Source organism: Streptomyces sp. NPDC002520, from assembly GCF_053595235.1.
The window spans coordinates 120,058-143,768 of the sequence record NZ_JBSFXG010000006.1 but is presented as its reverse complement, the minus strand read 5'-3'; the positions used below and the strand labels follow the sequence as shown (position 1 = coordinate 143,768).

General features: G+C 69.6%; 25 protein-coding genes. 19 read left to right on the top strand and 6 right to left on the bottom strand.

Going from position 1 to position 23,711, the window contains the following annotated elements; all coding sequences use genetic code 11:
* Positions 1 to 31 precede the first annotated feature (31 nt).
* From ACWD5D_RS11905 to ACWD5D_RS11895, 3 genes are all read right to left on the bottom strand, one after another.
* Positions 32 to 1,066 (bottom strand): PhlD, encoded by a 1,035-nt coding sequence (locus ACWD5D_RS11905; protein ID WP_450704996.1) that lies wholly within the window; start codon positions 1,064 to 1,066, stop codon positions 32 to 34.
* 145 nt (positions 1,067 to 1,211) lie between these two features.
* Positions 1,212 to 2,222 carry an MBL fold metallo-hydrolase gene (locus ACWD5D_RS11900; RefSeq protein ID WP_450704916.1) on the bottom strand — a complete coding sequence of 337 codons (1,011 nt, stop codon included), beginning with the start codon at positions 2,220 to 2,222 and terminating at the stop codon, positions 1,212 to 1,214.
* A 103-nt stretch (positions 2,223 to 2,325) separates the two neighbouring features.
* Complete coding sequence (locus ACWD5D_RS11895; RefSeq protein ID WP_450704915.1) at positions 2,326 to 3,147, bottom strand: MmyB family transcriptional regulator; 822 nt, start codon at positions 3,145 to 3,147, stop codon at positions 2,326 to 2,328.
* Between the two features lie 449 nt (positions 3,148 to 3,596).
* Between ACWD5D_RS11895 and fabG the strand changes: the two genes are divergently transcribed.
* The 6 genes from fabG (at position 3,597) to ACWD5D_RS11865 (ending at position 9,346) form a co-directional block, all read left to right on the top strand.
* Positions 3,597 to 4,298 carry a 3-oxoacyl-ACP reductase FabG gene (gene fabG, locus ACWD5D_RS11890; RefSeq protein ID WP_432137234.1) on the top strand — a complete coding sequence of 234 codons (702 nt, stop codon included), beginning with the start codon at positions 3,597 to 3,599 and terminating at the stop codon, positions 4,296 to 4,298.
* Positions 4,299 to 4,548: 250 nt separating this feature from the next.
* Complete coding sequence (locus ACWD5D_RS11885) at positions 4,549 to 5,109, top strand: hypothetical protein (protein WP_432137233.1); 561 nt, start codon at positions 4,549 to 4,551, stop codon at positions 5,107 to 5,109.
* Between the two features lie 18 nt (positions 5,110 to 5,127).
* Entirely contained in the window at positions 5,128 to 6,357 is a 1,230-nt protein-coding gene (locus ACWD5D_RS11880; protein ID WP_450704914.1) for an MAB_1171c family putative transporter, read from the top strand.
* Positions 6,354 to 6,956, top strand: coding sequence for a hypothetical protein (locus tag ACWD5D_RS11875; protein ID WP_432137231.1), 603 nt, complete (start codon positions 6,354 to 6,356; stop codon positions 6,954 to 6,956). Before ACWD5D_RS11880 ends, ACWD5D_RS11875 begins: the two co-directional genes overlap by 4 nt.
* 103 nt (positions 6,957 to 7,059) lie before the next feature.
* Positions 7,060 to 7,995 carry a squalene/phytoene synthase family protein gene (locus ACWD5D_RS11870; protein ID WP_450704913.1) on the top strand — a complete coding sequence of 312 codons (936 nt, stop codon included), beginning with the start codon at positions 7,060 to 7,062 and terminating at the stop codon, positions 7,993 to 7,995.
* Positions 7,996 to 8,116: 121 nt separating this feature from the next.
* The gene (locus ACWD5D_RS11865) at positions 8,117 to 9,346 is read left to right on the top strand and encodes an MAB_1171c family putative transporter (RefSeq protein ID WP_450704912.1); all 1,230 of its coding nucleotides are present in this window, start codon (positions 8,117 to 8,119) and stop codon (positions 9,344 to 9,346) included.
* Between the two features lie 177 nt (positions 9,347 to 9,523).
* On the opposite strand, the gene ACWD5D_RS11860 is transcribed toward ACWD5D_RS11865, so the two are convergent.
* A complete protein-coding gene (locus ACWD5D_RS11860; RefSeq protein ID WP_451372607.1) occupies positions 9,524 to 10,414 on the bottom strand; it encodes a helix-turn-helix domain-containing protein in 891 nt (296 codons plus the stop codon).
* Positions 10,415 to 10,734: 320 nt separating this feature from the next.
* Between ACWD5D_RS11860 and ACWD5D_RS11855 the strand changes: the two genes are divergently transcribed.
* From ACWD5D_RS11855 to ACWD5D_RS11810, 10 genes are all read left to right on the top strand, one after another.
* Positions 10,735 to 11,922, top strand: a complete 1,188-nt coding sequence (locus ACWD5D_RS11855; RefSeq protein ID WP_450704910.1) for a SpaA isopeptide-forming pilin-related protein — start codon at positions 10,735 to 10,737, stop codon at positions 11,920 to 11,922.
* Positions 11,923 to 12,041: 119 nt separating this feature from the next.
* Entirely contained in the window at positions 12,042 to 12,848 is an 807-nt protein-coding gene (locus ACWD5D_RS11850) for a sortase (RefSeq protein WP_450704909.1), read from the top strand.
* The gene (locus ACWD5D_RS11845; RefSeq protein WP_450704908.1) at positions 12,848 to 13,309 is read left to right on the top strand and encodes a hypothetical protein; all 462 of its coding nucleotides are present in this window, start codon (positions 12,848 to 12,850) and stop codon (positions 13,307 to 13,309) included. The genes ACWD5D_RS11850 and ACWD5D_RS11845 overlap by 1 nt, the downstream gene beginning before the upstream one ends.
* 90 nt (positions 13,310 to 13,399) lie before the next feature.
* Positions 13,400 to 14,806: a hypothetical protein gene (locus ACWD5D_RS11840; protein WP_450704907.1), complete on the top strand. Its 1,407-nt coding sequence runs from the start codon at positions 13,400 to 13,402 to the stop codon at positions 14,804 to 14,806.
* A complete protein-coding gene (locus ACWD5D_RS11835; protein WP_450704906.1) occupies positions 14,803 to 15,720 on the top strand; it encodes a DciA family protein in 918 nt (305 codons plus the stop codon). The genes ACWD5D_RS11840 and ACWD5D_RS11835 overlap by 4 nt, the downstream gene beginning before the upstream one ends.
* Positions 15,717 to 15,890 carry a hypothetical protein gene (locus tag ACWD5D_RS11830; RefSeq protein ID WP_351221572.1) on the top strand — a complete coding sequence of 58 codons (174 nt, stop codon included), beginning with the start codon at positions 15,717 to 15,719 and terminating at the stop codon, positions 15,888 to 15,890. Before ACWD5D_RS11835 ends, ACWD5D_RS11830 begins: the two co-directional genes overlap by 4 nt.
* On the top strand, positions 15,887 to 16,177 hold the full coding sequence (locus ACWD5D_RS11825; protein WP_450704905.1) for a WhiB family transcriptional regulator: 291 nt from the start codon (positions 15,887 to 15,889) through the stop codon (positions 16,175 to 16,177). The genes ACWD5D_RS11830 and ACWD5D_RS11825 overlap by 4 nt, the downstream gene beginning before the upstream one ends.
* Before the next feature lie 200 nt (positions 16,178 to 16,377).
* On the top strand, positions 16,378 to 16,908 hold the full coding sequence (locus ACWD5D_RS11820; RefSeq protein ID WP_450704904.1) for an N-acetyltransferase family protein: 531 nt from the start codon (positions 16,378 to 16,380) through the stop codon (positions 16,906 to 16,908).
* 2 nt (positions 16,909 to 16,910) lie between these two features.
* Positions 16,911 to 17,831: an alpha/beta fold hydrolase gene (locus ACWD5D_RS11815; protein ID WP_450704903.1), complete on the top strand. Its 921-nt coding sequence runs from the start codon at positions 16,911 to 16,913 to the stop codon at positions 17,829 to 17,831.
* Positions 17,832 to 17,878: 47 nt separating this feature from the next.
* Complete coding sequence (locus ACWD5D_RS11810) at positions 17,879 to 18,493, top strand: hypothetical protein (RefSeq protein ID WP_451372606.1); 615 nt, start codon at positions 17,879 to 17,881, stop codon at positions 18,491 to 18,493.
* Between the two features lie 117 nt (positions 18,494 to 18,610).
* Here the strand turns inward: ACWD5D_RS11810 and ku are convergent, their stop codons facing one another.
* Positions 18,611 to 19,372 (bottom strand): non-homologous end joining protein Ku, encoded by a 762-nt coding sequence (gene ku, locus ACWD5D_RS11805; protein ID WP_450704901.1) that lies wholly within the window; start codon positions 19,370 to 19,372, stop codon positions 18,611 to 18,613.
* A 77-nt stretch (positions 19,373 to 19,449) separates the two neighbouring features.
* The gene (locus ACWD5D_RS11800; protein ID WP_451372605.1) at positions 19,450 to 20,016 is read right to left on the bottom strand and encodes a hypothetical protein; all 567 of its coding nucleotides are present in this window, start codon (positions 20,014 to 20,016) and stop codon (positions 19,450 to 19,452) included.
* A 444-nt stretch (positions 20,017 to 20,460) separates the two neighbouring features.
* Here ACWD5D_RS11800 and ACWD5D_RS11795 point away from each other — a divergent pair, with 444 nt between their 5' ends.
* From ACWD5D_RS11795 to ACWD5D_RS11785, 3 genes are all read left to right on the top strand, one after another.
* On the top strand, positions 20,461 to 21,663 hold the full coding sequence (locus ACWD5D_RS11795; RefSeq protein ID WP_451372604.1) for an IS110 family transposase: 1,203 nt from the start codon (positions 20,461 to 20,463) through the stop codon (positions 21,661 to 21,663).
* Between the two features lie 321 nt (positions 21,664 to 21,984).
* Entirely contained in the window at positions 21,985 to 22,947 is a 963-nt protein-coding gene (locus ACWD5D_RS11790; RefSeq protein WP_450704899.1) for a DNA-processing protein DprA, read from the top strand.
* Entirely contained in the window at positions 22,944 to 23,708 is a 765-nt protein-coding gene (locus tag ACWD5D_RS11785; RefSeq protein WP_450704898.1) for a ComF family protein, read from the top strand. Before ACWD5D_RS11790 ends, ACWD5D_RS11785 begins: the two co-directional genes overlap by 4 nt.
* Positions 23,709 to 23,711: the final 3 nt, after the last annotated feature.

Genomic DNA, 23,711 nt, shown 5'->3' with positions numbered 1-23,711 from the left:
CGGAACCGCAGAACTGGGCAGGCGGCACCTCTCAGGCCTCCCTGCGTGGCCGTTGGCCACCAGATGGGCTTGGCGTCCATCGGGTAAGGGAGGCAGATGCGCAGAATCCAGGGCCGACACCGAAGAGGATTCCCAGGCTGCCGACTGAGGGAGGGTCGTCGTGCACACGCTCCAGGATCCGAAGGACGGTGGGGCCGCCCGTGTTCCCGTCCACCTCGAGCACGGTGCGCGAGTGCCGGATCGCCTTCTCTGAGCACACGTCTGCTTGGACGACGAGGTCGAGGATTTTGGAGCTGCCTGGGTGGATCAAGGCGTGTTCGGGCGCCCAGTCCTCGTGGTGGATCCAGGGGATCTCGGGTGCGACCTGGGCGACGGCGTTGACCGCGGCGGGTGTGGAGTCGAAGTGGTAGCCGGTGCAGTCCGCTCGGAGTTTGTAGTAGTGCGTGCTGTCGCCGGCCTGGTCGCGGTGCAGGTAGGTCCAGGTGTCCTCGATGTACAGGCCCGGTTCCTTGAGAGGTTCGGCTGAGACGACAGCGGCGGCCCCGCCATCACCGAAGAGGAGCTTGTAGATCATGTCGGCGAGTTCAGCGTCGGAGTGTTGGTACACCGTGCTGAGTGCCTCAGCCCCGGCGACCAGGACGGGCTGGCCCGGGCGGGCGAGCTGGGCTGCAAGGCCGAGGGCCTGTGCTCCGCCGGCGCAGGCCAGTTGGGTCATAGGGACGCGCCGGACGGTCTGCGGCATTTCGAGGGCGTTGACCAGGTGGACGTCGAGGCCGGGGATGGCAAGTCCGGTCGCGTGGAAGGTGATGATGGTGGAGATGTCGGCCGGCGTGAGGCCGGCTGCAGTGAGCGCGCGGCGGGCGGCGGTCTCGGCCAGGCGGCAGACGTCGGCGTAGGCGCGTGCGTTACGCGGCCCGAAGCTCTCGGTCCGGGTGACTTCCTCTAACGGACGGGTGAAGCGGCGGCTCTCGACGCCGATGTTGTTGGCGATGCGCTGGATGGCCGCCATCCGAGGATGCCCGGGATACGCCTTTCGTATGGCTTCGACTATTTCGTGTGTCGTCACTTTGTAGTCGGCATCGGCGATCCCGGGCCTGTTCACGAAAGCCACAGATACTCTCCCCCGAACGTTCACGTGTCATATGCGAAATGCGCATACTGAGGGGAGATTACCTTCCCTTTTCCTGAGGAGCAGTGGCGCGCGACACTCGCTATTCGGCCTGTGTATGCAGCTGCGCTCCTCGAGGCCGCGGCAGGCTGACGGTGTCGCGGCGCGTGAATGCCCACTCCGCGGCGCCCCGGGCCAGCCTGACGAGGTCGGGACTGCTGGTGTCGCCGGAGAGGTGGCGGTACTCCACCGCGGCGAGAATGACGATGCGCTCGGACAGGCCGAGGTGCGTGTGGAAGCCGCTGTCGAGGATGTCGGCTGCGGCTTCGGGGGCGGTCAGGCCGCGGGCGTGCCGCTCGTGGATGAGGCCTTCGAGCTCGCGCAGGTAGTCCAGGTGGGTGCGGAGACCCGTCCGGTCCATGACCGGGCCGTGGCCGGGGACGATGGTGGGGCAGTCCAGGCTGAGGATCTTCTCGCACGCCTTGGCCACGTGGTCGAGGGGCCCGTTCCAGTGGACCGGGTGGTCTTCGCTGAAGACGATGTCACCGGCGCATACGACGCCGTCCTCGGGCAGGTGGACGATGAGGTCGCCGGCGGTGTGCGCCGGCCCCACTTCGATGAGCTCGACCTTGGTGTCCCCGGCTTCCAGTTGAAGCGTGCCGGTGAAGGTCTTGGTCGGCGGCGTGGTCTCGGTGTCGGCGTACTGGAAGCGGGAGAAGTGCAGCGCCATGTACCAGCCGAGCGGGTCGTCAGCGGGGAGGTTCTGGCTGAGGTGGTGCATCTGCTGGGGGGTGGGTTCGGCGCACAGGTGCTCGAGGCTTGCGTGGGTGCTGATGATCTCCGAGCCCTGGAAGAAGGCGTTTCCGTATGAATGGTCCCCGTTCGTGTGGGTGTTCACCACGGTGTCGATGCGGGAGCCGTGAGGGAGAACCTGTTCGGCGGCGGCGCGGAGGGCCCGGCTCATGGGGCGGTCGTACGGCGTGTCCACGAGGATGGCGCTGGGCCCGGAGATGAGCAGGCAGTTGGCCAGGCCCCAAGTGTCACAGAGCGGCGGGGACCAGAGGAAGAGGTTGTCGGAGAGCCGCGCGAGTGCGGTGGGCAGGTGAGTAGGCACGGGCGGCATTCTCACGGACGTTGTGCCCTTGGCGCTCGGTGGCGAACGCCACAGAGCGCCAAGGGTTTGCGTCGGGGCCGGTTCGCGCGGCACCGCCGGCTTGTCATGCAGCGATCGGGTCGGCCGGGTCGAAGAGGACGGTCATGTATCTGCCGCCGGGAAGCGTGACCGGCTGCGCCACGATCATGGTGGCGAATCCGAGGCCCCGCTTGGCGTGGTGAAGGGGCCGGCGGTCGCCGTCCGGGTGGATGTAGGTGCGCTCGGGCTGTTCGAACAGGCGTCGGGCCCGCTCGTCCTCAAGCACCCGCGCCTGGATGGACTGCAGGTCGGCGTCTTCCGGATACGCCGCGAGCGCTGCCCGGAATTGGGGCACGACGAGCGGTCCCCAGGCGGTGTCCCAGTCGACGAGGCAGAAGTCCCGCGCTTCCTCGCTGAGGAGCATCCACTCCATGGTGTTCCGGGGCGGGGTGCCGCTCGGGAACATGCTGGCGAACTCCTGGTTGAAGGCGATCAGGCGGTAGCAGCCGTCATTGACGTAGGCCATGCTCTGCTGGCCGTCGAGCACGCGCTGCCATGCGGGCGGCAGGCTGCCCGGGCCCGGATTCCGCGGGAGCGGAGGTTCGTGGAACCACTCCAAGTGCAAGTGGATGTAGGTGGCCTCGTCCAGGCGCAGCACTTTCGCGAGGTCGGCCACGTACTCCCGCGAAGGAGTCAGGCGGCCGGATTCGACCCGGCTGTAAGTGCCGGCTCCTCGCCGCATCAGTACGTCGATGTCGAACTGGGTGAGTCCCTTCACTTGCGGCCCGCGGCGCTTCTTCGGACGTGGCTCCAGGCCGACGTCCTCCGGGTTCAAGCGTGCCCTGCGGGCCTTGAGTATTCGGCGTATGTCTTCTTGCCCCATGCTGTCTCCGGCAACGGTGCTCATCGAGAGAAATATGGGGAGTGGAATCACCTGTATTTCCACTCCCGTTGATAACCCGCAAGCCGTCGGTCAGGATGAGCGCCGGAACTCGAAGGCGATCATCCGAATGACGGGTGCAAACGCGGTAGGGGGTGCGAGGCGTGCGGAGCCGGCGCCGAGGTGTCGCGAGCACGTCGGCTTGCGGGCGTGGGAGAGAGTCCCGAAGGCTCTGCCGCATCGCCACTCCTTGTCGTGTACATTCATCGCTCGCGTTGGGCGATGGTGCGCAACCTGTCAATTCGCTGTGAATGCCGCAGACCTGACCAGCGGTATCACTGTGTTACGCCTCGGACACACTACAGCGGGTTCGCTTTTGTACATGGACGCATGTGCAGGGGGTCATATGACCGAGGTCGTTCGGCGCCCGGCGCATGCCACAACGAACTAGAGCAAACGGGGAGCAAGTGGCCAGCATGCAGGGACGTTCCGTACTGGTGACCGGGGCCAGCAGGGGCATCGGTCTCGAGATCGCCAGGAAGTTCCAGACCGAGGGCGACCGGGTCGTCGGCACGTACCGCACGAAGGCTCCGGACGAGAAGTTCCTCGCGGTGCCGTGCGACGTGACCAGTACGGAAGACGTGGACCGGGTCTTCGCTGAGGCAGAGGAAGCCCACGGCCAGGTCGAGGTCCTGGTCGCCAACGCCGGCATCACCGACGACCAACTCCTGCTGCGCATGACGCGCGAGAGCTTCACGACCGTCCTGGAGACCAATCTCACAGGCTCGTTCAACGTGGCGAAGCGGGCCATCAAGGGCATGATGCGGGCCCGCTCCGGGCGCATCATCTTCATCTCCAGCGCGGTCGCGCTGCGGGGGGAGAGCGGGCAGGCGAACTACGCCGCATCCAAGGCCGGTCTCATCGGCTTCGCCCGGTCCCTCGCGCGCGAGGTCGGGCCGCGGGGCATCACCGTCAACGTCGTCGCGCCGGGCCTCACGGAGACGGACATGAGCGGGGCGCTGACGGACGAGCAGCGTGAGCGCCTCCTGCAGCAGATTCCCGTTGGCCGGCTTGCGCAGCCGCAGGAGATCGCTGACGTCGTCCACTTCGTGGCCGGCCAGGGCTACATCAACGGTGAGGTCATCCATGTCGACGGCGGTGCCGCCATGGGCCACTGACCCGGCCCTGGTCTCGGGCGCCGCAGACCGGCGGGGCCCTCGCGGGTGAGTGAACATCGGGGCGCCACACGCTCATCGAACGTTTGTTTGATATGAATTTCTAAGCCGAGCGAAACAAGCCGTGATCCCAGCAGCGCCGGAGCCCCGTCGCTCAGGGGCCGGCTGCGTGCAGCGCTCGGCCGGAGCCGCCCTCACGGGAGCGGGCGAACCCGGCCGAGCCTGGGGGCACGCGGGGAAGGGGGAGGTAGCAGTGTTCTGGCACCGAGGTCCCGAGGCCAGGCTGCGGAAGTACTGCGAGGAGCAGCTCGCTGATCTTCCACTGCCGGCTCCGTTCACCGTGGAGGGACTCGCCAAGAACATGGAAGACGCGCGCGGCCGCTCGATCGTTCTCGTGCCGGTCGAGGAAGAGGGCGCCGACCTGAGCACCGCCTGCGGCCTGAGGGTGAAAGGCGACGGGTTCACCCTGATTCTGTACCGGCCCCGCCCGACCCCGCACCAGACCGACCACAACAAGCTCCACGAGCTCATGCACGAGTGGTTCGATCACGGCACCACGCTGAACGCGGACGAGATGGAGCGCTACGTACCTCCGGTCCTGCGTCGAAACCTGGTCGAGCGCTTTGGAACCGATGTCCTCATCCAGGCCCGCGCCCGCTACGCCACTCCCGAAGAACGAGAAGCCGAGCTGTCCGCCTCGCTGCTCAAGCGCATCGTCCGCAACCAGCTGGTGACCGGCGACGACATGGTCAGCCTCATCGAAGCCTCCCTGTCACACCCGGTCGCGCCGAAACTCGGCCGCCGCAACAAGTAGACGTCCAGGAGTCCGCCTGTGATCGTGTCCTTCCTCTCCTACGCCATCGCCGTCGTGATGACCGGGGTTGCCCTGTGGCGCCTGCCCGCCGTCATCTACGGCGACGCCCACAGACGCAGCCTGTGGGCCTGCTACGCCGGGTTCGCGGCGGCCCTCTGGCTCAAGAGCCCGGCCGTGAAGACGTGGCTGAACAACTCCGCCGTCACCGATCTGTCGATCCTGGCGAAGCACTACGTCAGCATTCTCGCCATCCTGGCCATCTGCACGTTCGTCATGACGAACTACGGAAAGGCGGAGGGAGACGAGGTGCCTCGGCACGTCGTCGTCTCCCGCTGGGTCACCCGCGTAGGCCTCCAGACCGCCGCTGGCGCCCTGGTGGTGATGACCGTCTTGTTCTTCACCGCCGTGCACCGCGACCACCCCAGCATCGACTTCATGGTCGACCACCGCGGCCAGTGGGGCGCCTCCGCCTACATGTCCGTTTTCTACATCTACCTCGGTGCCTCCTCCGCCATCTGCGGCTACCAGTGGGCCAGCGCCTACCGCCGCGCCGACACGCGGCTGCTGCGGGCCGGGCTGCTGATGATGACGATCGCCATGGGCATCGGCGTCGCCTACGTCATCAGCCGGGAGTTCTTCATCTGGTCGGCCTTCTTCGTGGACTACGACTACGAGTTCGCCTCGAAGTACGCCGAGACCACGGACCTGATGCAGATCGTCCTGTTCTTCCTGTTCGCGATCGGCGCGAGCGTGCCCACCACCAACACCGCGGCCTCCCGCTGGAGCGCGCGGCGTGCCCTTTACCAGCTGTACCCGCTGTGGCGGGACCTGATGGTCGCGCTGCCCGGCAAGACCTTCAACCCGCCCGCCGCGCGGTGGCGTGAGGTCACCCGCCTGTCCACCCCCGGTGACGTCCGCGTCGACCGCTGGGTGGCCGACATCGGTGACGCCGTCGAGTCGCTGCGGCACTACGCTCCGCCGATGCTGCTGCCCGTCGCCGAGCAGGTGGCGGCCGAGTCGGAGGACCCGCAGCCGATGACGGAGGCCCTGTGGATCAAGGCCTCGCTGCAGGCGGTGACGGCTGGAGAGCGCAGCCCCCAGGCGTCGGCCGGCCTCCCGAGCAAGCCGATCGCCGATACTGACGCTGAGTCCTCCTGGCTGCTGCGCGTGCAGAACGCGTACGCCCAGATCTCCGACGAGCAGGCCCGCCGCCTGTTCGACACCGCGAAGGAACTGACCCCCGCATGACCGCCCCTGTGTCCGTCGAACCGCAGCCGTCCCGCACGAAGACCGCCAAGACCGTCACCGACATCCTGCAGCCGCGCAACATGCTGCTCGCCGGCCTGACCGGATTCGGCGCCGTCACCCAGGCCAGCCTTGCCGGCGCCGCCTGGGGCCTGTTCGCCTCTCTGTGCGCGGGCGTTGTGCCCGCCGAGTACATCCAGTGGGAACGGCGGCGGGGCACGTGGGGCGATCGGCACGTTGTGGACCGGCGCCAGCGGCCGCGGATCTTCGCTGTCATCCTGGCGTCCATCGGCATCGGCATCACGGTGATGGAGATAGCCAACGGGCCTGGCGACATCGAGCACGCCATGATCGCCCTGTGGGGCATGACTGTCGTGCTCCTGGCGGTCAACACCGTCTGGAAGATCAGCGTCGACGCGGCGGTCGCTTCGTCGGTGGTGGCGCTCCTGGCCGTCTTCCACTCGCCGTGGTGGTTGCTCGGCTACGTCATCGTCGTCGCGGTGTGCTGGACCCGCGTCGCTCTCACGTACCACACGGTCGCCCAGACGGTGGCGGGCGCCTCGCTCGGTGCGGCGGCCGCCGGCGTCTGGCTGCTGGGGTGAGCCGCTCCAGCGTCAGCGGCCCTCGCCCCCGGACGGCCTGGACGCTCATGGACAAGACGACGGTTCGGACACGCCGTGCCGAACGATCGGAGAGAAGAGAGCCGTGATCCGCTGGACCGCGGCCCTCACCGAAGCCGGAATCACCGATCCGGGTCTGCGCCGGACCTACGATGCCCAACGCAAGATCGTGCGAAGGTTTGCGCGGCCCGAGTACGTTGCGGTCCGGCTGCTGCTGCCGGCCCGCCTCCAGCCGCCCGTCATCGCTGCGGTGGCCTACATGCACGCCACCGACGAGCTGATCGACACAGGTGCCGTGGACGCACGCCATGCGGCCCTCCGTTCCTGGGATGCCGAGACCACAGCAGCCCTGAAGGGCGGCGAACCGCCTGCCCACGGCACCCTTCAGGTCCTCTGGGACACAACACGCCGTCACCCGCACATGGCCGCCCGTGTGCGCACCTTCCTCGACGGCTGCCCGCTCGAGGCCAGTTGGACTGGCTTCGACACCGAGGGCGACTTCCAGGCGTACGTGGACCGTTACTCGCTGCCTGGTCTGATGCTTTTCCTGTCATACATGGCCCCTGATCCCGACGCCGGAGCGGACGATCCGTTCGTCAGGGCGTGCCGTGCCCTGCATACGGGGTGGCAGCGCTGCGATGCTCTGGCCGATCTGGCCGAGGATGTCGACAACGGCCGCATCGGCATTCCGCAGGAGGAGCTGGCCCGGCACGACCTGACGTTCGAGGACCTGCGGAGCAAGTCAGAGGCGTGCGTGCCCGCGTTGGAGCGGCTGGTGCGGGCGCGGACGGACCGCGCCGAGGCCGAGCTCGCGAAATGCCGGGTGCTTCCCTCTCTCGTCGCGGCCGAACAACGGCCGTTCCTCGATGCCCTGATCGCTGTCCAGGAACTTCGGCTCGCCGCAGTGAGGCGCGCGGGAGGAGGACTCCTGCACCGAGAAGCGGGACCGGCCGGTTTAGCCACAGTGCGTGTCCTGGCCCGTCAGTACCGTCGCGCACGCATTCAGCGGCAGGCGCGGTAGCTCACTGGCGGGGAGGCAGCTGAGTCGCGCCGTCTCGAGCGTCTCGAGACCGCAGTTCAGCTGCAGGCCTGTATCCGCTATGCCCTCCGGGAGCACGGAGGAGCCGTTCAGGAGTCCGCCTGTGGTTGTGTCCTTCCTCTCCTACGCCATCGCCGTGGTGATGACCGGGGTTGCCGTATGGCGCCTGCCCGCCGTCATCTACGGTGACGCCCACAGACGCAGCCTGTGGGCCTGCTACGCAGGATTCGCGACGGCGCTCTGGCTGAAGACTCCGGCGGTGAAGTCGTACCTGAACAACTCTGAGATCACCGATCTGTCGATCCTGGCAAAGCACTACGTGGCCGCTCTTGCCCTCCTCGCCGTTTGCAGATTCGTGGTGACGAACTACGGAGACACGGACGGGGACCAGGCGCCGCGGCACGTCATCGTCTCCCGCTGGGTGACCCGCGTGAGTGTGCAGACCGCCGGTGGCGCGCTGGTGTTGATCACGGTCCTGTTCTTCACCGTCGTCGACCGCGAACACCCCAGCATCGACTTCATGGTTGACCACCGCGGCCAGTGGGGCGCCTCGGTCTACATGGCCGTCGTCTACGTCTACCTCGCCGCCGGCATGGCCATCTGCGGCTATCAGTGGGCCAGCGCCTACCGGCGTGCCGACACCCGGTTGCTGAGGGCCGGCCTGCTGATGATGACGATCGCCATGGGAATGGCCGTCGTCTATGCCTTCACCCGGGAGTTCTTCATCTGGTCGGCCTTCTTCGTGGACTACGACTACGAGTTCGCCACGAAGTATGCCGAAAGCACCGACCTGCTGCAGATCGTTCTGTTCTTCCTGTTCGCGATCGGTGCGAGCGTGCCCACAACCACGGCCGCGGCGTCGCGTTGGGCCTTGCGGCGCGCCTTGTATCGGTTGTACCCGCTGTGGCGTGATCTGATGGCCGCCTTTCCGGACACGAACTTCAGCCCGCCGGGGTCGAGGTGGCGCGAGGCGACCCGGCTGTCCACGCCGGGCTACGTCCGCCTTGACCGCTGGGTGGCAGACGTGGGCGACGCCGTCGAGTCGCTGCGGCACTACGCTCCGCCGATGCTGCTGCCCGTCGCCGAGCAGGTGGCCGCCGAGTCGGAGGACCCGCAGCCGATGGCGGAGGCGCTGTGGATCAAGGCTGCGTTGTGCGGGGTGGCGGACGGCGACCGCAGCCCCCAGGCGTCCGCGGGCCTTCCGAGCAAGCCGATCGCCGATACGGACGCCGAGTCCTCCTGGCTGCTGCGCGTGCAGGACGCGTACGCCCGGATCTCCGTCGAGCAGGCCCGACGCGTGTTCGACACTGCGAGAGACCTGGCCCGCGCATGACCGCGTTTGGGCGCACCGAAAACAGCCGTCCGCGCAATGGCCGGCCGACGCCATCCGCCAGATCCGCGTCGACCGACGTGGCGCTCATCGCCGTCTTCCCGTCGCCCTGGCGGGTGCCCGGCTGCGCACTGCGGAGGGCGCTTACAGGGGGAGGCTGCCCTGATCGCAGCTCTCAGGTCAACGGCCTTCGCCGCCGGCGCGGGAGCCCTTCCCCAGGCCGAGCTCGGCGATCAGATCGTTGATCTTCGCGAGCGCTGCCCCGGACAGGCCGCTGTCGTTGCCTCGGGCGGCGAGTCCGAGGATGTCACCGCGCTCTCTGGCCGCCAGGAAGCTGATGCCCTCGACCACCTGGAGGGCGACCTCGTCGTTGTCCTGGAAGAACATCGGGGAGACGCCGTAGGCCTCGCCCAGTCCCTCACGGATGACCGGCGTCGTCTCCGTGACCTTCCCGGCACGCAGCGCAGCGATGTCGGCCGGCGCAACGACGGGGGCGCCGGCCCGCCGGTTGATGACCGCCGCGAGGTCTGCGTCCGTCGGAGCGGACTGGCCGGAGAACGTCTCCTTGTCCAGGTAGGACAGCTTCTCCGCCAGCGTCTCGGGCCGCGGCCTGGTCGTCTCCTGCCCGCGCGCGCCGGCCGCGGGGACGAACACTCCGAAAGAGCGGTCCTGCGCGTCGAGCAGCTGCTGCTCGGTCACCCCGTACGCCTCGGCCAGCCGAGGAACGTACTCGTCATCGAGGCGCTTCATGCCGCGTTCGGCGTTGCTGACCGGAATGTGACTGGTGACCCCGATGAGCTGGCCTGTCTTGTTCTGGGGGTAGCCGGCGTCCTCTCGCAGGTCTCTGAGGGTGGGCGCACCGTCCCGCGGGAACAGCTCGTCGAGATCTTTGCCCAGCGCCTCGGCGATCCCGGGCAGTTTCTCACCATCGGGGAAGGACTTGCCGGACTCCCAGGAGGCAACCGGTGCGTGGGTCTTCAGGCCGATGGCCTGGGCCAGCTGCTTCTGTGTCAGGTTTTTCGCCCGCCGCTCCGCGCGAACACGCTGTCCGTCGAAGTGGCGTGCTGGCATGGCGAACTCCTGGGCTCCGGGGCGGGGTGTCGAGCAAAACCTTAACTACCAACTTGATAGCAGAAACAACACCGCGTAGATTGCGCTATCGGGATCTTGCTCGGTGGCTCACACATTGTGCGTCATCGGCGCGGGTTCCCCATACCCATCCGCACCATGCGGCTTTCTGCTGGTCAGAAGCACTTGGTGGGCCGGGCCCGTCACTCATGGCCTCGCAAACCTGCTGACTGGGCCCGGCATATCCCCTACCGGAGACGTGCATGAGTGTTGCATCTTCCCCACCGCCATCGCACCCCGTTGGCCGGTTTCGGTATCCGATCGTGCTTGCTACGGCGGCTGCGCTGGGTGCGGGCATCCTGCTGGCGCCGCATGCGGCGGCTGCGGACCGGTGGGGGCCGGGATACCTGATCCCGGACAGCACCGGAACGGCGGACGCCTCCCACATCGGCGCCTACAACGTTCCCGCCGCTGACGCCCTCGCCTACTGCGCGGACCCGGAACTCGCCGGCCCCGATGCGGCCGGCGGCTACAGCTCCGCGCAGACCTTCGCGACCTGGACGTCGAAGGCGACCGGCAAGACCGCCTCCGCCCAGGACGTCGCCCGCGCCGCCTACGTGCTGTCCAAGTACGGGCAGACCACGTACGACGAGCAGGCTGCCGCGGTCGACGCGGTCGTCTACACCTACCTCGAGGCCGGCTCGACCTACGCCTTGCCGAACGGCAAGCGCGCGCTCGAGCGCCTGAGCTACCCCAATGTCGATCCGTCGGCGAAGAAGTGGGCAAGCGGCTACATCAACGAGGCGGCCATGTTCGCCGGCCCCTACACGATCAACATCACACCGGCGGACGGTCCTCTCAAGGCCGGCGAGAAGACGTCCGTCACGCTGGACGTCACCGCCGCCTCCGGCCACAAGGTCCCCGGCGTCAAGCTCGACCTCGACGTCTCCGGCGCTGCCGCGGGCGCGGCGAGCGTCACCACCAACGCCGACGGCGTGGCCACCGCGACCATCACCCCCGCCAAGGACGGCACCGTCGACTTCAAGGCCCTGGCCAAGTCGCTGCCCGCCACCAAGCTGCGCGCGATGACCCCGAACAACGCCAAGGCACAGCGTCTGGTCCTGGCCGGCGGCTCCTCCTCCGCCGAGGCCGAGGTGCACCTCCAGACCAAGCGCGACAAGGGCGCCCTGACGGTGACCAAGACCGCGGCCGGCACCGGCACGCCGCTCAGCGGCGTGGCGTTCGAGATCAAGGACGCCTCCGGCACGACGGTCGCCACGGGCAAGACCGACAGCAAGGGCGTCTGGCAGGCCGCCGACCTCGAGGCCGGCACCTACACCGTGCACGAGGTGAAGGCCGTCGAGGGCTACCAGCTCGCCGCGGACCAGAAGGTGACCGTCACCGACGGCAAGACGACCAGCGTCACCGTCAAGGACGTCAAGGTCCCCGAGCAGCCGACGCCGAAGCCCAGGCGCGTCACCCTCAAGGTCCTGCCGCAGACCGGCGTCTGACCCCCACCGCTTCCGATCGCGGTCTTCGAAGAGCTGACACGGCGCGGTGGTGACCAGCCACCAGCACGGCACCACCGCGCCGCCCGGCCCCGGCCGCTCTTACCCGCAGGACTCAACTCATGCACCGCACGACACGTACCTCCGAGAACGACGCCCCCTCCTTCTCTCGTGAGTCCCCCTCGCGCCGCCGGCGGCACCTCGCCGTCGCGGCCACCGTGGCCGCCACCCTCGGCCTGACCGCCGTGCTGTGGACGCAGACCAGCCACAACCAGGGCGGCCGCGCCTCCGCGTCCGCTCAGCCCTCGGCACCCGCTTCCGATCCGCTCACCTCGTCCTCGTCCATGACGCCCGGCGCCACGAAGGCCGAGGATTCCACGGGCAAGGCGCGCGATGCCGCCACCCGGACCCTCGCCGACTGGCGCGCCACCAACCCGGCCGCGTCCGGCGACCACGCCGTAGGCGGCACCGACGCCCGCGGCCCCGGCGGCAGCATCAGCGAGGTCCTGCGCATCCCCGCCCTGGGCAGGAACTGGGCCCAGCCGGTGTACGAGGGCGTCGGCGCCCAGCAGCTGCGCGCGGGCATTGGTCACTTCCCGGGAACCGAACAGCCGGGCCAGGTCGGCAACTTCGCGCTCGCCGGGCACCGCTCCGGCGTCACCGCCCCGGCATTCCGGGACATCGACCGCGTCGCGACCGGCTCCGCGATCCAGGTGACCACCGCCCACCGCATCACCTACACCTACACCGTCACCCGCGTACGCACCGTCGCGCCGACCGACGTGAACGTGATCGCCCAAGTCCCCGGCCGGCCGAACACCCTTCCCACCAAGGCGAAGCTGACCCTCGTGACCTGCTGGCCCGCCGACGGCCACACCAAGCGGGTCGTCGTCGAGGCGGACCTCGTCTCCTCCAAGGGAGGTGCCTAGTGGCCGAACCCGAAGAGCTGGTTGCCGAGTTCGCCGAGGAGCCGCCCGCCGAGCTGGCCGGCGAGCTGGAGAAGGAATTCGGCGACGACCTTGACAGCGAGGACGAGGCGCAGGAGACGCGCAGGGCCACGGTGAGGCCCGCGGACCCGTGGCCCCAGTTCAACGTCAGCCGCGCGCACGCCGAGCTCCTCGCGATGGAGATGCTCACCCGCGGGGCCTCCTACCTGCGGGTCCGCCACGCCACCGGCCTGTCCCCGAAGAACGTGCGGCGTCTGGCCAAGATCGTCGCCGAAGAGGCCGTGCGCCCCGCCGCCCCGCGCATCGTCTGCCGAACACCCGCACGCGCTCAGGCCGCCCGCATCCGGGTGCGCCAGCCGTCCGACCCCGAATCGTCCCAGACCACCGCACCGGCCGAGCCCGAACCCGAGCCCGTCCAGATGGCGCTCGCGCTCGACTGCTGACACCGGCGGCGGCCCTCAACCCGCCGCACCCTCCGCAAGGCCCGCCCTCGCCGCGGGTCTGCTTCGCGCACCCCGAAACCAGGACCTTCCTTGCTCACGACCGTTGCACCACCGGCTCCGCGGCCCCCGACGACCGCCGCGGCCGCCGACGATGCCCGCTTCCGTGTCCCGGACGGCGGCCAGTGGATGACCACCACCGACAGCCGGATCGCGCCGAACGCCGAGGCGTGGTTCGAGGCCGTCTACTGGTTCTACAAGTACGGCGGCTCCTACGCCCCGAGCCGCTCCCACGGCCCGAAGAAGGTCGGACGCACCACGCTGCGCCTGGCCCAGGTCCTCGCACGCCTCGCCGAGTGCCGCCCCAGCGTCGACGTGCTGGTGAGCTGGCTGAAGGTGAGCGAGCGGACCGTGCAGTACCACCTCGGCATCCTGCGGGAGACCGGGCTGCTCGCCTACCTGTCCAAGGGCACCCGCATCAGCGGAGTGGGCGGACGGGCCACGGAGTTCCAGCGCACCATCCCCCCGGTGTTCGACACGGCCGTAGGCCTGCGCACCGGCCCCTCGGACACCCTCATCCGTGCCGTCCGCGGCTACTGCAAGGACCGGATCCCGCTGCTGAAGGAGCTCCACACCGAAGCCCGGCGCCTCCTGAACCCGAAGCGGACAAAAAGCACCAATCGCCGCTCGGGGAAGGGCACTTCGAGGACCCGGCCTTGCACCCCAAGGGTGGTTAGTACTTCTAGCTCTTCTCCTGCAGGTGACACTTACTCTCCCTCTGAGAGCAAGCTCGAAAACGGGCAGAGCACGTCACCCACCCCGAAGAAGTCCACCCCCACCCGCCGCGGCGGCAACCGCGTCGCCCGCCGCTACCGGCTTGCCGCCGAGCTCTGCCAGCAGGTCGCCTGGCTCAACCGCGCCGCCGTCCCCCGGATCGCCTGGATCGTCCGCCATCTGGCCGACGCCGGCTGGAGCGCCACCGAGGTCATCGCCGTACTCGGCCAGGAACCCCCGGCCCGGCACGTCCGCCGCCCCTCCGGCTTCCTCGCCGGCCGTCTGGCCGGCGCCCACCTCAGCCCCCTGTACGACACCCCCGCCAAGCGCGCCGTGGTCGTGGACTGGTGGCGCGACTCCCGCCGCGCCGAACAGGACCGGCACGCCGAGTGGGAGGGCGACTGGCAGCGTCCCACCAGCCACGCCGTCACCCGGCAGGTCGAATCCGTCTTCGCCCAGCTGCAGCAGCCCGCTCCCGAAGCGGACGACGATCACCGTGAACTCGCCGTCGGCGACGACGGCCTGGTCGACCTCGAGCAGCTGTCCCGCGAGGAGGTCATCGAGCTGCGCGCCGCCGCGCTGAAGGACCCCGCCCTCGTCCGGGCCACCATCGCCACCTGCGGCGAAGCGTTCACCCGGCGGCTGTTCACAAACCACCTCGTCGACCAGGTCCACCGACTGGCCGGACTCGGCCGTACGGTCGTCCACCCGTGGAGGCCCGCGTGAGCAACGACCAGCCCTCCGGCGTGGATCTCGCCCGCCAGGCCCTCGCCGCCGCCAGGATGGCAGCCAAGAACCGCGGAGAGCAGGACAATCGGCGCGCGCCCAAGCGCGCCACCACCGCCCGCCGCACCGGCGGCCGCGACCCGCTCGATCTCGGCGGCGCGCTCAAGCAGCTCGTCGTCGAGCGCGGCTGGGAGACCCCCGCGGCCGGCGGCAGCGTCCTCAACCAGTGGCCGGCCATCGCCACCCCCGAAGTCGCCCAGCACCTGCGCGCCGTGCACTTCGACGAGAACACCGGCCGGCTCGACATCGTCCCCGACTCCACCAACTGGGCCTTCCAGGCCCGCCTGACGACCCCGCAGCTCATCCAGCGTGCGAACGCCGTGATCGGATCACAGACGGTCCGCCAGATCCGCGTTCTGCCCTTCGGATCCCGCATACCCTCCGCCCCCGCGCCGGCTGAACTCGAGCCCGAACCCACGCCCGTGGTACGGGGCGAGATCCGCACACCCGAGATCGCATCCGCCGGATACCACCGAGCGCGCCGCGCCCTCGCCCAGACGCCCGACCCGCCCGACCCCGTTCCGGTCCGTACCCGTGAGGACGCCAGCCCCGGCTACCACCACGTCCTCGCCCTGGTCCGCACCGCGAAGGACCAGACCCCCCAAGCCTCGGCGCCCGCACGGACCCGCCAGGACGCGAGCCCCGGCTACCACGAGGCCCTCGCCCAGATCCGCGCCGACCCTCCGCCGGCTCGGCCACAGCCGCCCATCCGCAGCCGCGACACCGCCTCGACCGGATACCAGCTCACGCGACAAGCCCTGCTGCAGAACAGGCACCGCCCCCGGCCAGGCCCCGCGACAGAGCCCGACACCTCGCCCATCCCCGACACACCGGAACAGGAAGCCCAACCGTGAACCCGACCGGCACCACCAACCCCCACACGCCGGACACCGACGGCCCCGAGCAGCGCAGGCGGGCCACCGCCTCCACCATCACCGACCCCGATCTCGACGCCCTGTACGACGAACGCGACGGGCTGCTGCGCCTCGTGCTCCTCCTGGCGATCGCCGGAGCGGCCGCATGACGCACCACTCCCACCTGGAGGCCGGCTTCGCCCCCTGCGCCACCACCGATCCCGAGGTGTTCCACGACGACGCCCACGCCGACGTGGCCAAGAGGCTGTGCGCCGAGTGCCCTCTCACCGCGTACTGCCGCGCGCAGGCCCGCACCAACCGCGAATGGGGGACCTGGGGCGGCGAGACCAGCGAGGAACGCGCGAAGGCCGGTCACCCGCCCCGCGGCTGGCGAAACCGCACACCCTCCGCCGAACGCCGTGGAACGGACCTGCAGCAGGTACCAGCCGCCGCATGACCGGCTCCCCACACCGACCAGGACACCGTCGAACGTCGCTGGTACTGAACCTGCTGCGCTGTTCAAGTCGCCCCAGCAGAACGGGAGTTCGCCGGGAAACAGCTCGGACTCTGTCCACAGGGGCAGCCCTCGACGCTGGGCCTGCGCCTGGTCCCATCTCGGACCCGGCGGGCCCCCAACGCGAGGAAGGAGTCACCGCAATGCCGACCGCAGGAGCCGTCCCCCGGGCCCTGACCGAGAAGGCCTCGACGGCGACACCGCTGCTCATCACCCGCAGAGCACGACTGGGCGACCTGGACACCGTCAACGCCCTCCACCGCCGCTGCTCACTTGACACCCGGTTCGCCCGGTACGCCACCGCCCGCCGGGAACTGAAGATCAGCGAGTGGAGCCACCTCGTCCACCCGGCTGCCGGAAGCACCTGGCTGACTGTCCTTCCCCACGCTCCTGACACCGCCGTCGCGCTCACCCACCTGCTGAAGACCCGCACAGCGCACACCTACGAGCTCGCGGTACTGATCGAGGACGGCTGGCAAAACCAGGGCCTGGGGTCCCGGCTCACCGCACAGGCCCTCGCCGAAGCAACCGCCCAGGGCTGCCGCACCCTCACCGCCAGCTTCGGCGCCTCCAACAGGCGCGCGACGGCCATCATGCGGCGCCTCGGCATCCCGATCCCCGCTCCCGCCGACGGCGTCATCGACATCTCCGTCTGTCTCCCCGAGAGGAGTTGACCGTGCCCCGGCAGCCCATCCGCACCGAACTCCAGCGCCCCGACGGCGCCCGCCTGTCCCTCTACACCGACGGCCCGGACCACCCCGACCTCGTCCTCGTGATGGCCCACGGCTGGCAGGCCGCCGCCTCCGTCTGGGACGAACTCGTCCGCCAGTTCCCCCGATCCCGCACACGCATCGTCCGCTACGACCAGCGAGGCCACGGCAACTCCACCGCCGGCCGTGCCCAGCCGTCCATCCCGCTGCTCGCCGACGACCTGAAGGCAGTCATCACCGCCACAGCCCCCGGCCGTGTGCCGGTGGTCCTCGTCGGCCACTCCATGGGCGGCATGGCCTGCCTTGCCCTGGCCGCCCAGCACCCCCACCTCATCGGCGACAAGGTCACCGCAGCCGTGCTGGCCGCCACCACCAGCGGCGGACTCGACCGGTCCGCACGCCACCACCCGCCGATCACCCGCCTCGTCGGCGCCGCCCACCGCGCCATGGCGAGCCTGTGCATCCAGGCCCCCCGCACCGCGCACCGCATCCGCGAACTCGTCCGCCCTCGCCCCTATCCCCAACCACCCATGGACATCACCGCCTTCTGGTTCCGGGCGCTCCTGGACCACGACGTCACCGAACAACTCGGCGCGCTCAGCCGCATCCCCGTCCACGTCCTGGTCGGCGACAGCGACCACAACATCCCGCCCATCCACTCCCTCCGGCTCGCCGCGCAGATCCCCACCGCGCGCCTGCACGTGGTCGCCGGCGGCGGCCACCGGCTGCCCACCCGGCACCCCGAGGCCTTCCTCGCCGCCCTCGAACACGCCTGCGCCGACGCACTGCTGGCCACGCCCCGCTGGAGAGCGCGGCTCGGAAACAGACAACGACGGACACCCGCACCGCCACCCCGACTGCGTACGGCAGACTTCCCCCGTACCTGAGACGCCCCGCCGGCGTCCGCGATGATCCAGCCACAGGACGGAGCCGAGTGAACGACGAGTCCGGCTCGACACGGCGCGCATGCCTGCCGGCGCTCCTGCGCAGGATCGAACCGCCGCGCACCGCCGACGGCCGGCCGGACTACCGCCTGCCCGCCATGGCCCTCGCGTCCTGCACGGGCATCGCCGCCCTGTTCCTCGGCTTCTACCTGGCCCTGTACTCCCGCCTCTGGCACGACCATCGGTACCTGGCCGCGGCCGCAGTCACGGGCGCCGCCGGGCTGCTGGCATTCCTGGCGTATGTCCTCAGCCGGCGCCTGCTCGCCCGTGCCGGCCTCTACCTGTGGCAGAGCCTCCTTGCCAGTGCCGTGCTGCTGTTGGTGATGGGGTCGACGCCCACCTGGGCCCGGACGATTTTTCCTGCGGCGTACGACCGCTACGAAGCCGAGCTCGGGGGACCAGGGCGGTGCCTGCACAACACCCCCTACAACCTGGACCGCGCGCAGACCACGTTCGCCGAGCACCACCCCGACCGGATGATCGTCCGTCCCATCGAGCAGGGCTTGCCCGTCCTCGCGCTCGACAACGCGGTCGACGGCGGTCTCCGGCACCTGGCACCCGCTGACGCCACATCGCGAAGGATTTTCACCACCTACCGGTGCTGACGCGTATAACCTGACGATCGCGACCGGTGGTCACGCCGGACGCCGCGGGCGAGAGCTGCCTCGCCAGCAGGACGCGGCTGCTGGCCACCCGCGCCGACCTTATCGACGCGTGGTTCATCACGGCCTTCCCTCGCGGCGCGCCTCGCGGATGCTCGCTTCCAGGACCGCCATCAGGTCTTCGGGAGGCTCGCGCGGCTCTGCCGGCGCCTCCAGTTGCCTGCCCTCCGACACTGCGGCGACGAGCTGGTCCAGGGCTTCGGCGTACTCGTCGCGCACGGCGGCGGGATCGATGCCCTGCAGGTGGGTCAGTAGCATCTCGGCGAGCTCCATCTCCCGGTCGGTGACCGGCCGCGTGGGCGCGGGCCCCGGATCGCGGATCTCGTCCGGCCAGAACACGGTCTGAACGGTCAAGACCCCGTACCGGGGGCGGAGCACGGCCAGCCGCTCGCGCGAGCTGATGGCGATCTTGGCGATCCCCACCAGGTTGGTGCGGGCCAGGGCCGCGACGAGGACCTCGTACGGCCGCTCGGCGCCAGCGCCAGCGGGCCGGGCGTAGTAGGCACGCTGGTAGGAGATCGGATCGACCGTGTCGGCCGGGACGAAGCCCAGGACCTCGATGACGTGCTTCGTCGGCAGCGGCAGCCGCTCCAAGGCAGCGTCGTCGAGAACTGCCGTCGTACCGTCCGGCAGTTCGACCCCGCAGGCTACGTCCTGATAGGCGACCTCCTGGCCGTCCACCGCGCACACGCGGCGATGACGTATCCGTCCGGCATCCGCCCGATGAACCTCATGCAGGCGCACGCGGTGATCTTCCGTGGCAGGGCTGACCAGGACGGGCACCGAGACCAGGCCGAAACTCACGGACATCGTGGTCGCCATGCCTCCATGGGACCCCCCGCCTGCAGCCAGCGCACGTCAGGAGACGGAAACACCCGAAGGCGCCTACGGGGCCGTGCTCAGCGCAGCACGCCGGGCGCATGTTTCACCAGCGACCCGCTCGCGGCGTCCCAGACCCACACCTGCGACTCGCGCCACAGACGGGGCAGCTCCAGCACCGGCTGTGCGAACGGATTCCCCTCCGGGCCGGGCAGCGGCTGACCCGTCGACCCGTCCTCCCACCCCGTCACGACCGGCGACGGCCTCCACGCGACGTCGCCCACGAGGATCGCGGCCAGACCGCCTATCCCGCGCGCTCCCCCCGACGACGGCAGGCGCCACTCCCGCTCGTGCATCCACACCGAACCGCTCCCCGTACGCACGGCCCAGTGCTCCAGCCCGGCCGCCTGGAACGAGGCGTGCACGTTATCGGGCACGTAGGCCACGGCCCCGCCCCCGATGCTGAGCAAGGAGGTCCGGCTGGTGACCACGCCCCAGGGCGAGAAGCGGCCCGTACGGATGAGGTGACCGAGGTGATCGGGGGGACTCTCCGAGAAACACACACATGCCGTCGACGAGCCGAACGGGGCGAACGCCAGGAAACGCTCCTCGCGCAGGATCCCCTCCAGCCGCTGCTGCGGGGTCATCTGCTGAATCTCGGCCGGCACCCACGCGGGCCGCGCACCATTGCGGCCGGTGAAGTGATACAGATGATCACTCTGCGCAGGTCCGACGAGCCCCAAGTCCAACTGCGTCAACGCCGTCCCCTCCGTCGAACCTGTCCCTGGCGTACGTCCGCCCTACGCATATACCGCAGCGCGTTCCCCCCGTTATCTTCTTCGCGGTCCTGCAAGAGGACCGCTGGCCTCCGGGCCCGGCATGACTGTTCCCCCCTGTCGAACCGATGACCTGGGGGGTGGTGTCACCGGGCTCGGGAGGCGCCGTTGGAGACGCTGATGAGAGGTCCGGCTATCGCCTGGCCTGGCGCAATGCCAGGCCGCTTGCGGGCGGCAGGTCTGCATAACGTGGATGCGCGCAAACGACGCCAACGCCCTGGCCAGCACCGCACGAACCCCGCTCGGGAGGATGAGTTGGACGACATCGACGACGTGGGCGTCTTCCTCGGCCTGGACGTCGGCAAGAGCGCCCACCACGGGCACGGCCTCACCCCGGCCGGCAAGAAGGTCTTCGACAAGCAGCTGCCCAACAGCGAGGCGAAACTGCGGGCCCTCTTCGACAAGCTGGCCGCGAAGTTCGGCACCGTCCTGGTGATCGTGGACCAGCCCGCCTCCATCGGAGCCCTGCCTCTGACGGTCGCCCGGGCGGCCGGCTGCAAGGTCGCCTACCTGCCCGGCCTGTCCATGCGGCGGATCGCCGATCTTTACCCGGGCGAGGCGAAGACCGACGCGAAGGACGCCGCGGTGATCGCGGACGCAGCCCGGACCATGCCGCACACCCTGCGCTCCCTCCAGCTGACCGACGAGATCACCGCCGAGCTGACCGTGCTGGTCGGCTTCGACCAGGACCTCGCGGCCGAGGCGACCCGCACCTCCAACCGGATACGCGGCCTGCTCACCCAGTTCCACCCCAGCCTGGAACGCGTCCTCGGCCCCCGTCTGGACCACCCCGCGGTGACCTGGCTGCTGGAACGCTACGGATCCCCGGCCGCCCTGCGAAAGGCCGGTCGCCGCAGGCTCGTCGAGGTGATCCGGCCCAAGGCCCCACGCATGGCCGCCCGACTGATCGACGAGGTCTTCGACGCGCTCGACGAGCAGACGGTCGTGGTCCCGGGCACCGGCACCCTCGACGTCGTGATCCCGTCCCTGGCCCGCTCGCTCGCCGCCGTCCACGAACAACGACGAGCTCTGGAAACGCAGATCGGGCAGCTGCTGGAGGCTCACCCTCTTTCCGCGGTCCTGACCTCGCTCCCGGGGGTCGCGGTCAGGACCGCCGCCACTTTGCTGATCACTGTCGGCGACGCAACCAGCTTCCCCACCGCCGCTCACCTGGCCTCCTACGCCGGCCTGGCACCCACGACCAAGTCGTCGGGGACCTCGATCCATGGCGAACATGCGCCCAGAGGCGGCAACCGGCAGCTCAAGCGGGCGATGTTCCTGTCCGCGTTCGCCGCCCTGCACGATCCCGCCTCCCGCACCTACTACGACCGATGCCGGGCCCGGGGGAAGACCCACACCCAGGCACTTCTCCGCCTGGCCCGACAACGGATCAACGTGCTGTTCGCGATGCTCCGCGACGGCACCTTCTACGAACCCAGAACCCCACGCCTCGCTTGACGAAAGACATAGAGGCACCCCCCCCCGCGGGAGAACCACCTTCATGGATGCCTTCAGCGGTACTGGCCGTCGATCTGCGGCGCACCAGGAGACGGCCGCACCGAAGCCCCGTGCCGGACACGCACGAGGGGATGGCACCGCGGCCCGAGCCGCCAGGACGCTGACCGCATCCCGTCCCGCCGTCGGTAGCAGGGGCATCGGGCGGATCCGAAAAGCGTGCCTGGCTGACATCCGCTCGCGCCCGATGGGATGATGAGGACGGCCCAAGAAGTACCGCTCTCCTTCGAACAGCACCGGGCCACGAGTAGAAGGAACCTCACCATGGTCATCTCACCCGAGCAGGAGAACCTGCTCACCCTGTGCGCCGTACGGCACGGGAAGGCGCTGCTGGACTGGTACCTGCTCGCCCGTACCTGCCAGACCCCCGCCGGACTCGAAGCTCTCCTCAACGGAGAGATCCCCGAGGACTCCGCCGCAGCCCGCCGCTGCCTGCCGACGCTGCGCGCATCCCTCGCCGGGGGCGGCATAGAGGATGCCCGCGCCCGCGCCCGCCACGAGGTAGAGGCAGCTGAGCAGGCCGGCGCCGACCTCGTCACCGTCCTCGACCAGCACTACCCGGCCAACCTCAGGCTCGTTCCGAACCTGCCGCCCTTCCTCTTCCACCGCGGCCCCCTCCAGCCGCAGGACGCACGTTCGGTCGCCGTTGTCGGGACCCGCAACGCCACCGAGGACGGCCTCAAGCGCGCCGCTCGCATGGCCCGCGGCCTCGTCGAGCACGACGTCGTCGTCTTCTCCGGCCTTGCCAAAGGCATCGACGCCTCCGCGCATCGCGCCACTCTTGAGGCTGGCGGCCGCACCGTCGCTGTGATGGGCACCGGAATCGCGGCCCCCGTCTACCCGGCCGTGAACCGTCCCCTGGCACAGAGCATCCTCGACGGGGGCGGCGCTCTCATCTCACAGTTCTGGCCGAGCAGCCCTCCGGCCCAGTGGACCTTCCCGCGTCGCAACGTGGTCACCAGCGGGGCGACGCTCGGATCGATCGTCATCGAGGCCTCCAGCACGTCCGGAGCCAAGATGCAGGCGCGTATTGCCTCGGAGCACGGCAAACAGGTCTTCCTCCTGCGCTCCCTGGCCGCTGCCCAGCCCTGGGCGAGGAAGATGATCGCCGACGGGCGCGCGGTCGAGGTCGCGGAGCTCGACGACGTCCTGCAGCGCCTGGCCACCCCCGAGCGCATCCAGCAGGCCAGCCAGCAGCGCATCCAGCTCGCGCTGGCGGTGCAGTGAGCCAGTACTCCCTTCCGGAGCCCCTCGGGTTTCCGAACTGCCGTCGCTGCGCCTACCTGATCAACGGCACGCCACGCATCTGCGGGACGTGCGCCGGCCAGACGCTCCAGCCCATTCCCGACGATCACTGCCTGATCTGCAGCCAGGCCCTCACCCCGGGCCGGCCCTGCGTGAACACGCTGTGCGGCTGGCGCCAGGGTGACGGCCGGCGCACCCGCAGCATCACCCGCATCGACGCGGTCGCCCAGTTCAGCGGCACCTTCGCCGCCTACCTGCGGATCTTCAAGGAGACACCCGGGCACGAGTACCTCGCCGCGATCTTCGGGCGCCTCCTGGTGGGCTGGATGGAGACCCACCCCCATCTCGTCGACGACGTCGACCTGATCATCGGCAACCCCACCCACCCCGACCGCAAACCGCTCCAGCACATCGAGGCGATCATGGCGGCGGCCCACGCCGAGGACACCGCCAACCGCTGGCCGCTCGCACCACCTGACAACCCCGTCCTCACCAAGGCCTCGACCACCGAGGCCTCCAAGGACCGAGGATTCGCCGGCAAGGAACAGGCGGCCTGGGACCACGTCAGCGCCATACGCATGAACTCCGCCTACCGCGACACGATCCAGGGCAAGTGCGTCTTACTGGTCGACGACGTCTGCACCACCGGCCTCCAGCTCAACTACCTCGCCGGCGGCCTACTGCGCTCTGGCGTACGAGAAGTCCGCGGACTCGTCCTCGCCCGCGTCCCCTGGAGGTATTGACCC

Coding starts and splice junctions, on each gene's coding strand:
- ACWD5D_RS11850 (WP_450704909.1), top strand. CDS start 12,042: ATGCACCGCACGACACGTACCTCCGAGAACGACGCCCCCTCCTTCTCT.
- ACWD5D_RS11860 (WP_451372607.1), bottom strand. CDS start 10,414: ATGCCAGCACGCCACTTCGACGGACAGCGTGTTCGCGCGGAGCGGCGG.
- ACWD5D_RS11790 (WP_450704899.1), top strand. CDS start 21,985: ATGGTCATCTCACCCGAGCAGGAGAACCTGCTCACCCTGTGCGCCGTA.
- ACWD5D_RS11875 (WP_432137231.1), top strand. CDS start 6,354: ATGACCGCCCCTGTGTCCGTCGAACCGCAGCCGTCCCGCACGAAGACC.
- ACWD5D_RS11820 (WP_450704904.1), top strand. CDS start 16,378: ATGCCGACCGCAGGAGCCGTCCCCCGGGCCCTGACCGAGAAGGCCTCG.
- ku (WP_450704901.1), bottom strand. CDS start 19,372: ATGGCGACCACGATGTCCGTGAGTTTCGGCCTGGTCTCGGTGCCCGTC.
- ACWD5D_RS11895 (WP_450704915.1), bottom strand. CDS start 3,147: ATGAGCACCGTTGCCGGAGACAGCATGGGGCAAGAAGACATACGCCGA.
- ACWD5D_RS11825 (WP_450704905.1), top strand. CDS start 15,887: ATGACGCACCACTCCCACCTGGAGGCCGGCTTCGCCCCCTGCGCCACC.
- ACWD5D_RS11800 (WP_451372605.1), bottom strand. CDS start 20,016: ATGACCCCGCAGCAGCGGCTGGAGGGGATCCTGCGCGAGGAGCGTTTC.
- fabG (WP_432137234.1), top strand. CDS start 3,597: ATGCAGGGACGTTCCGTACTGGTGACCGGGGCCAGCAGGGGCATCGGT.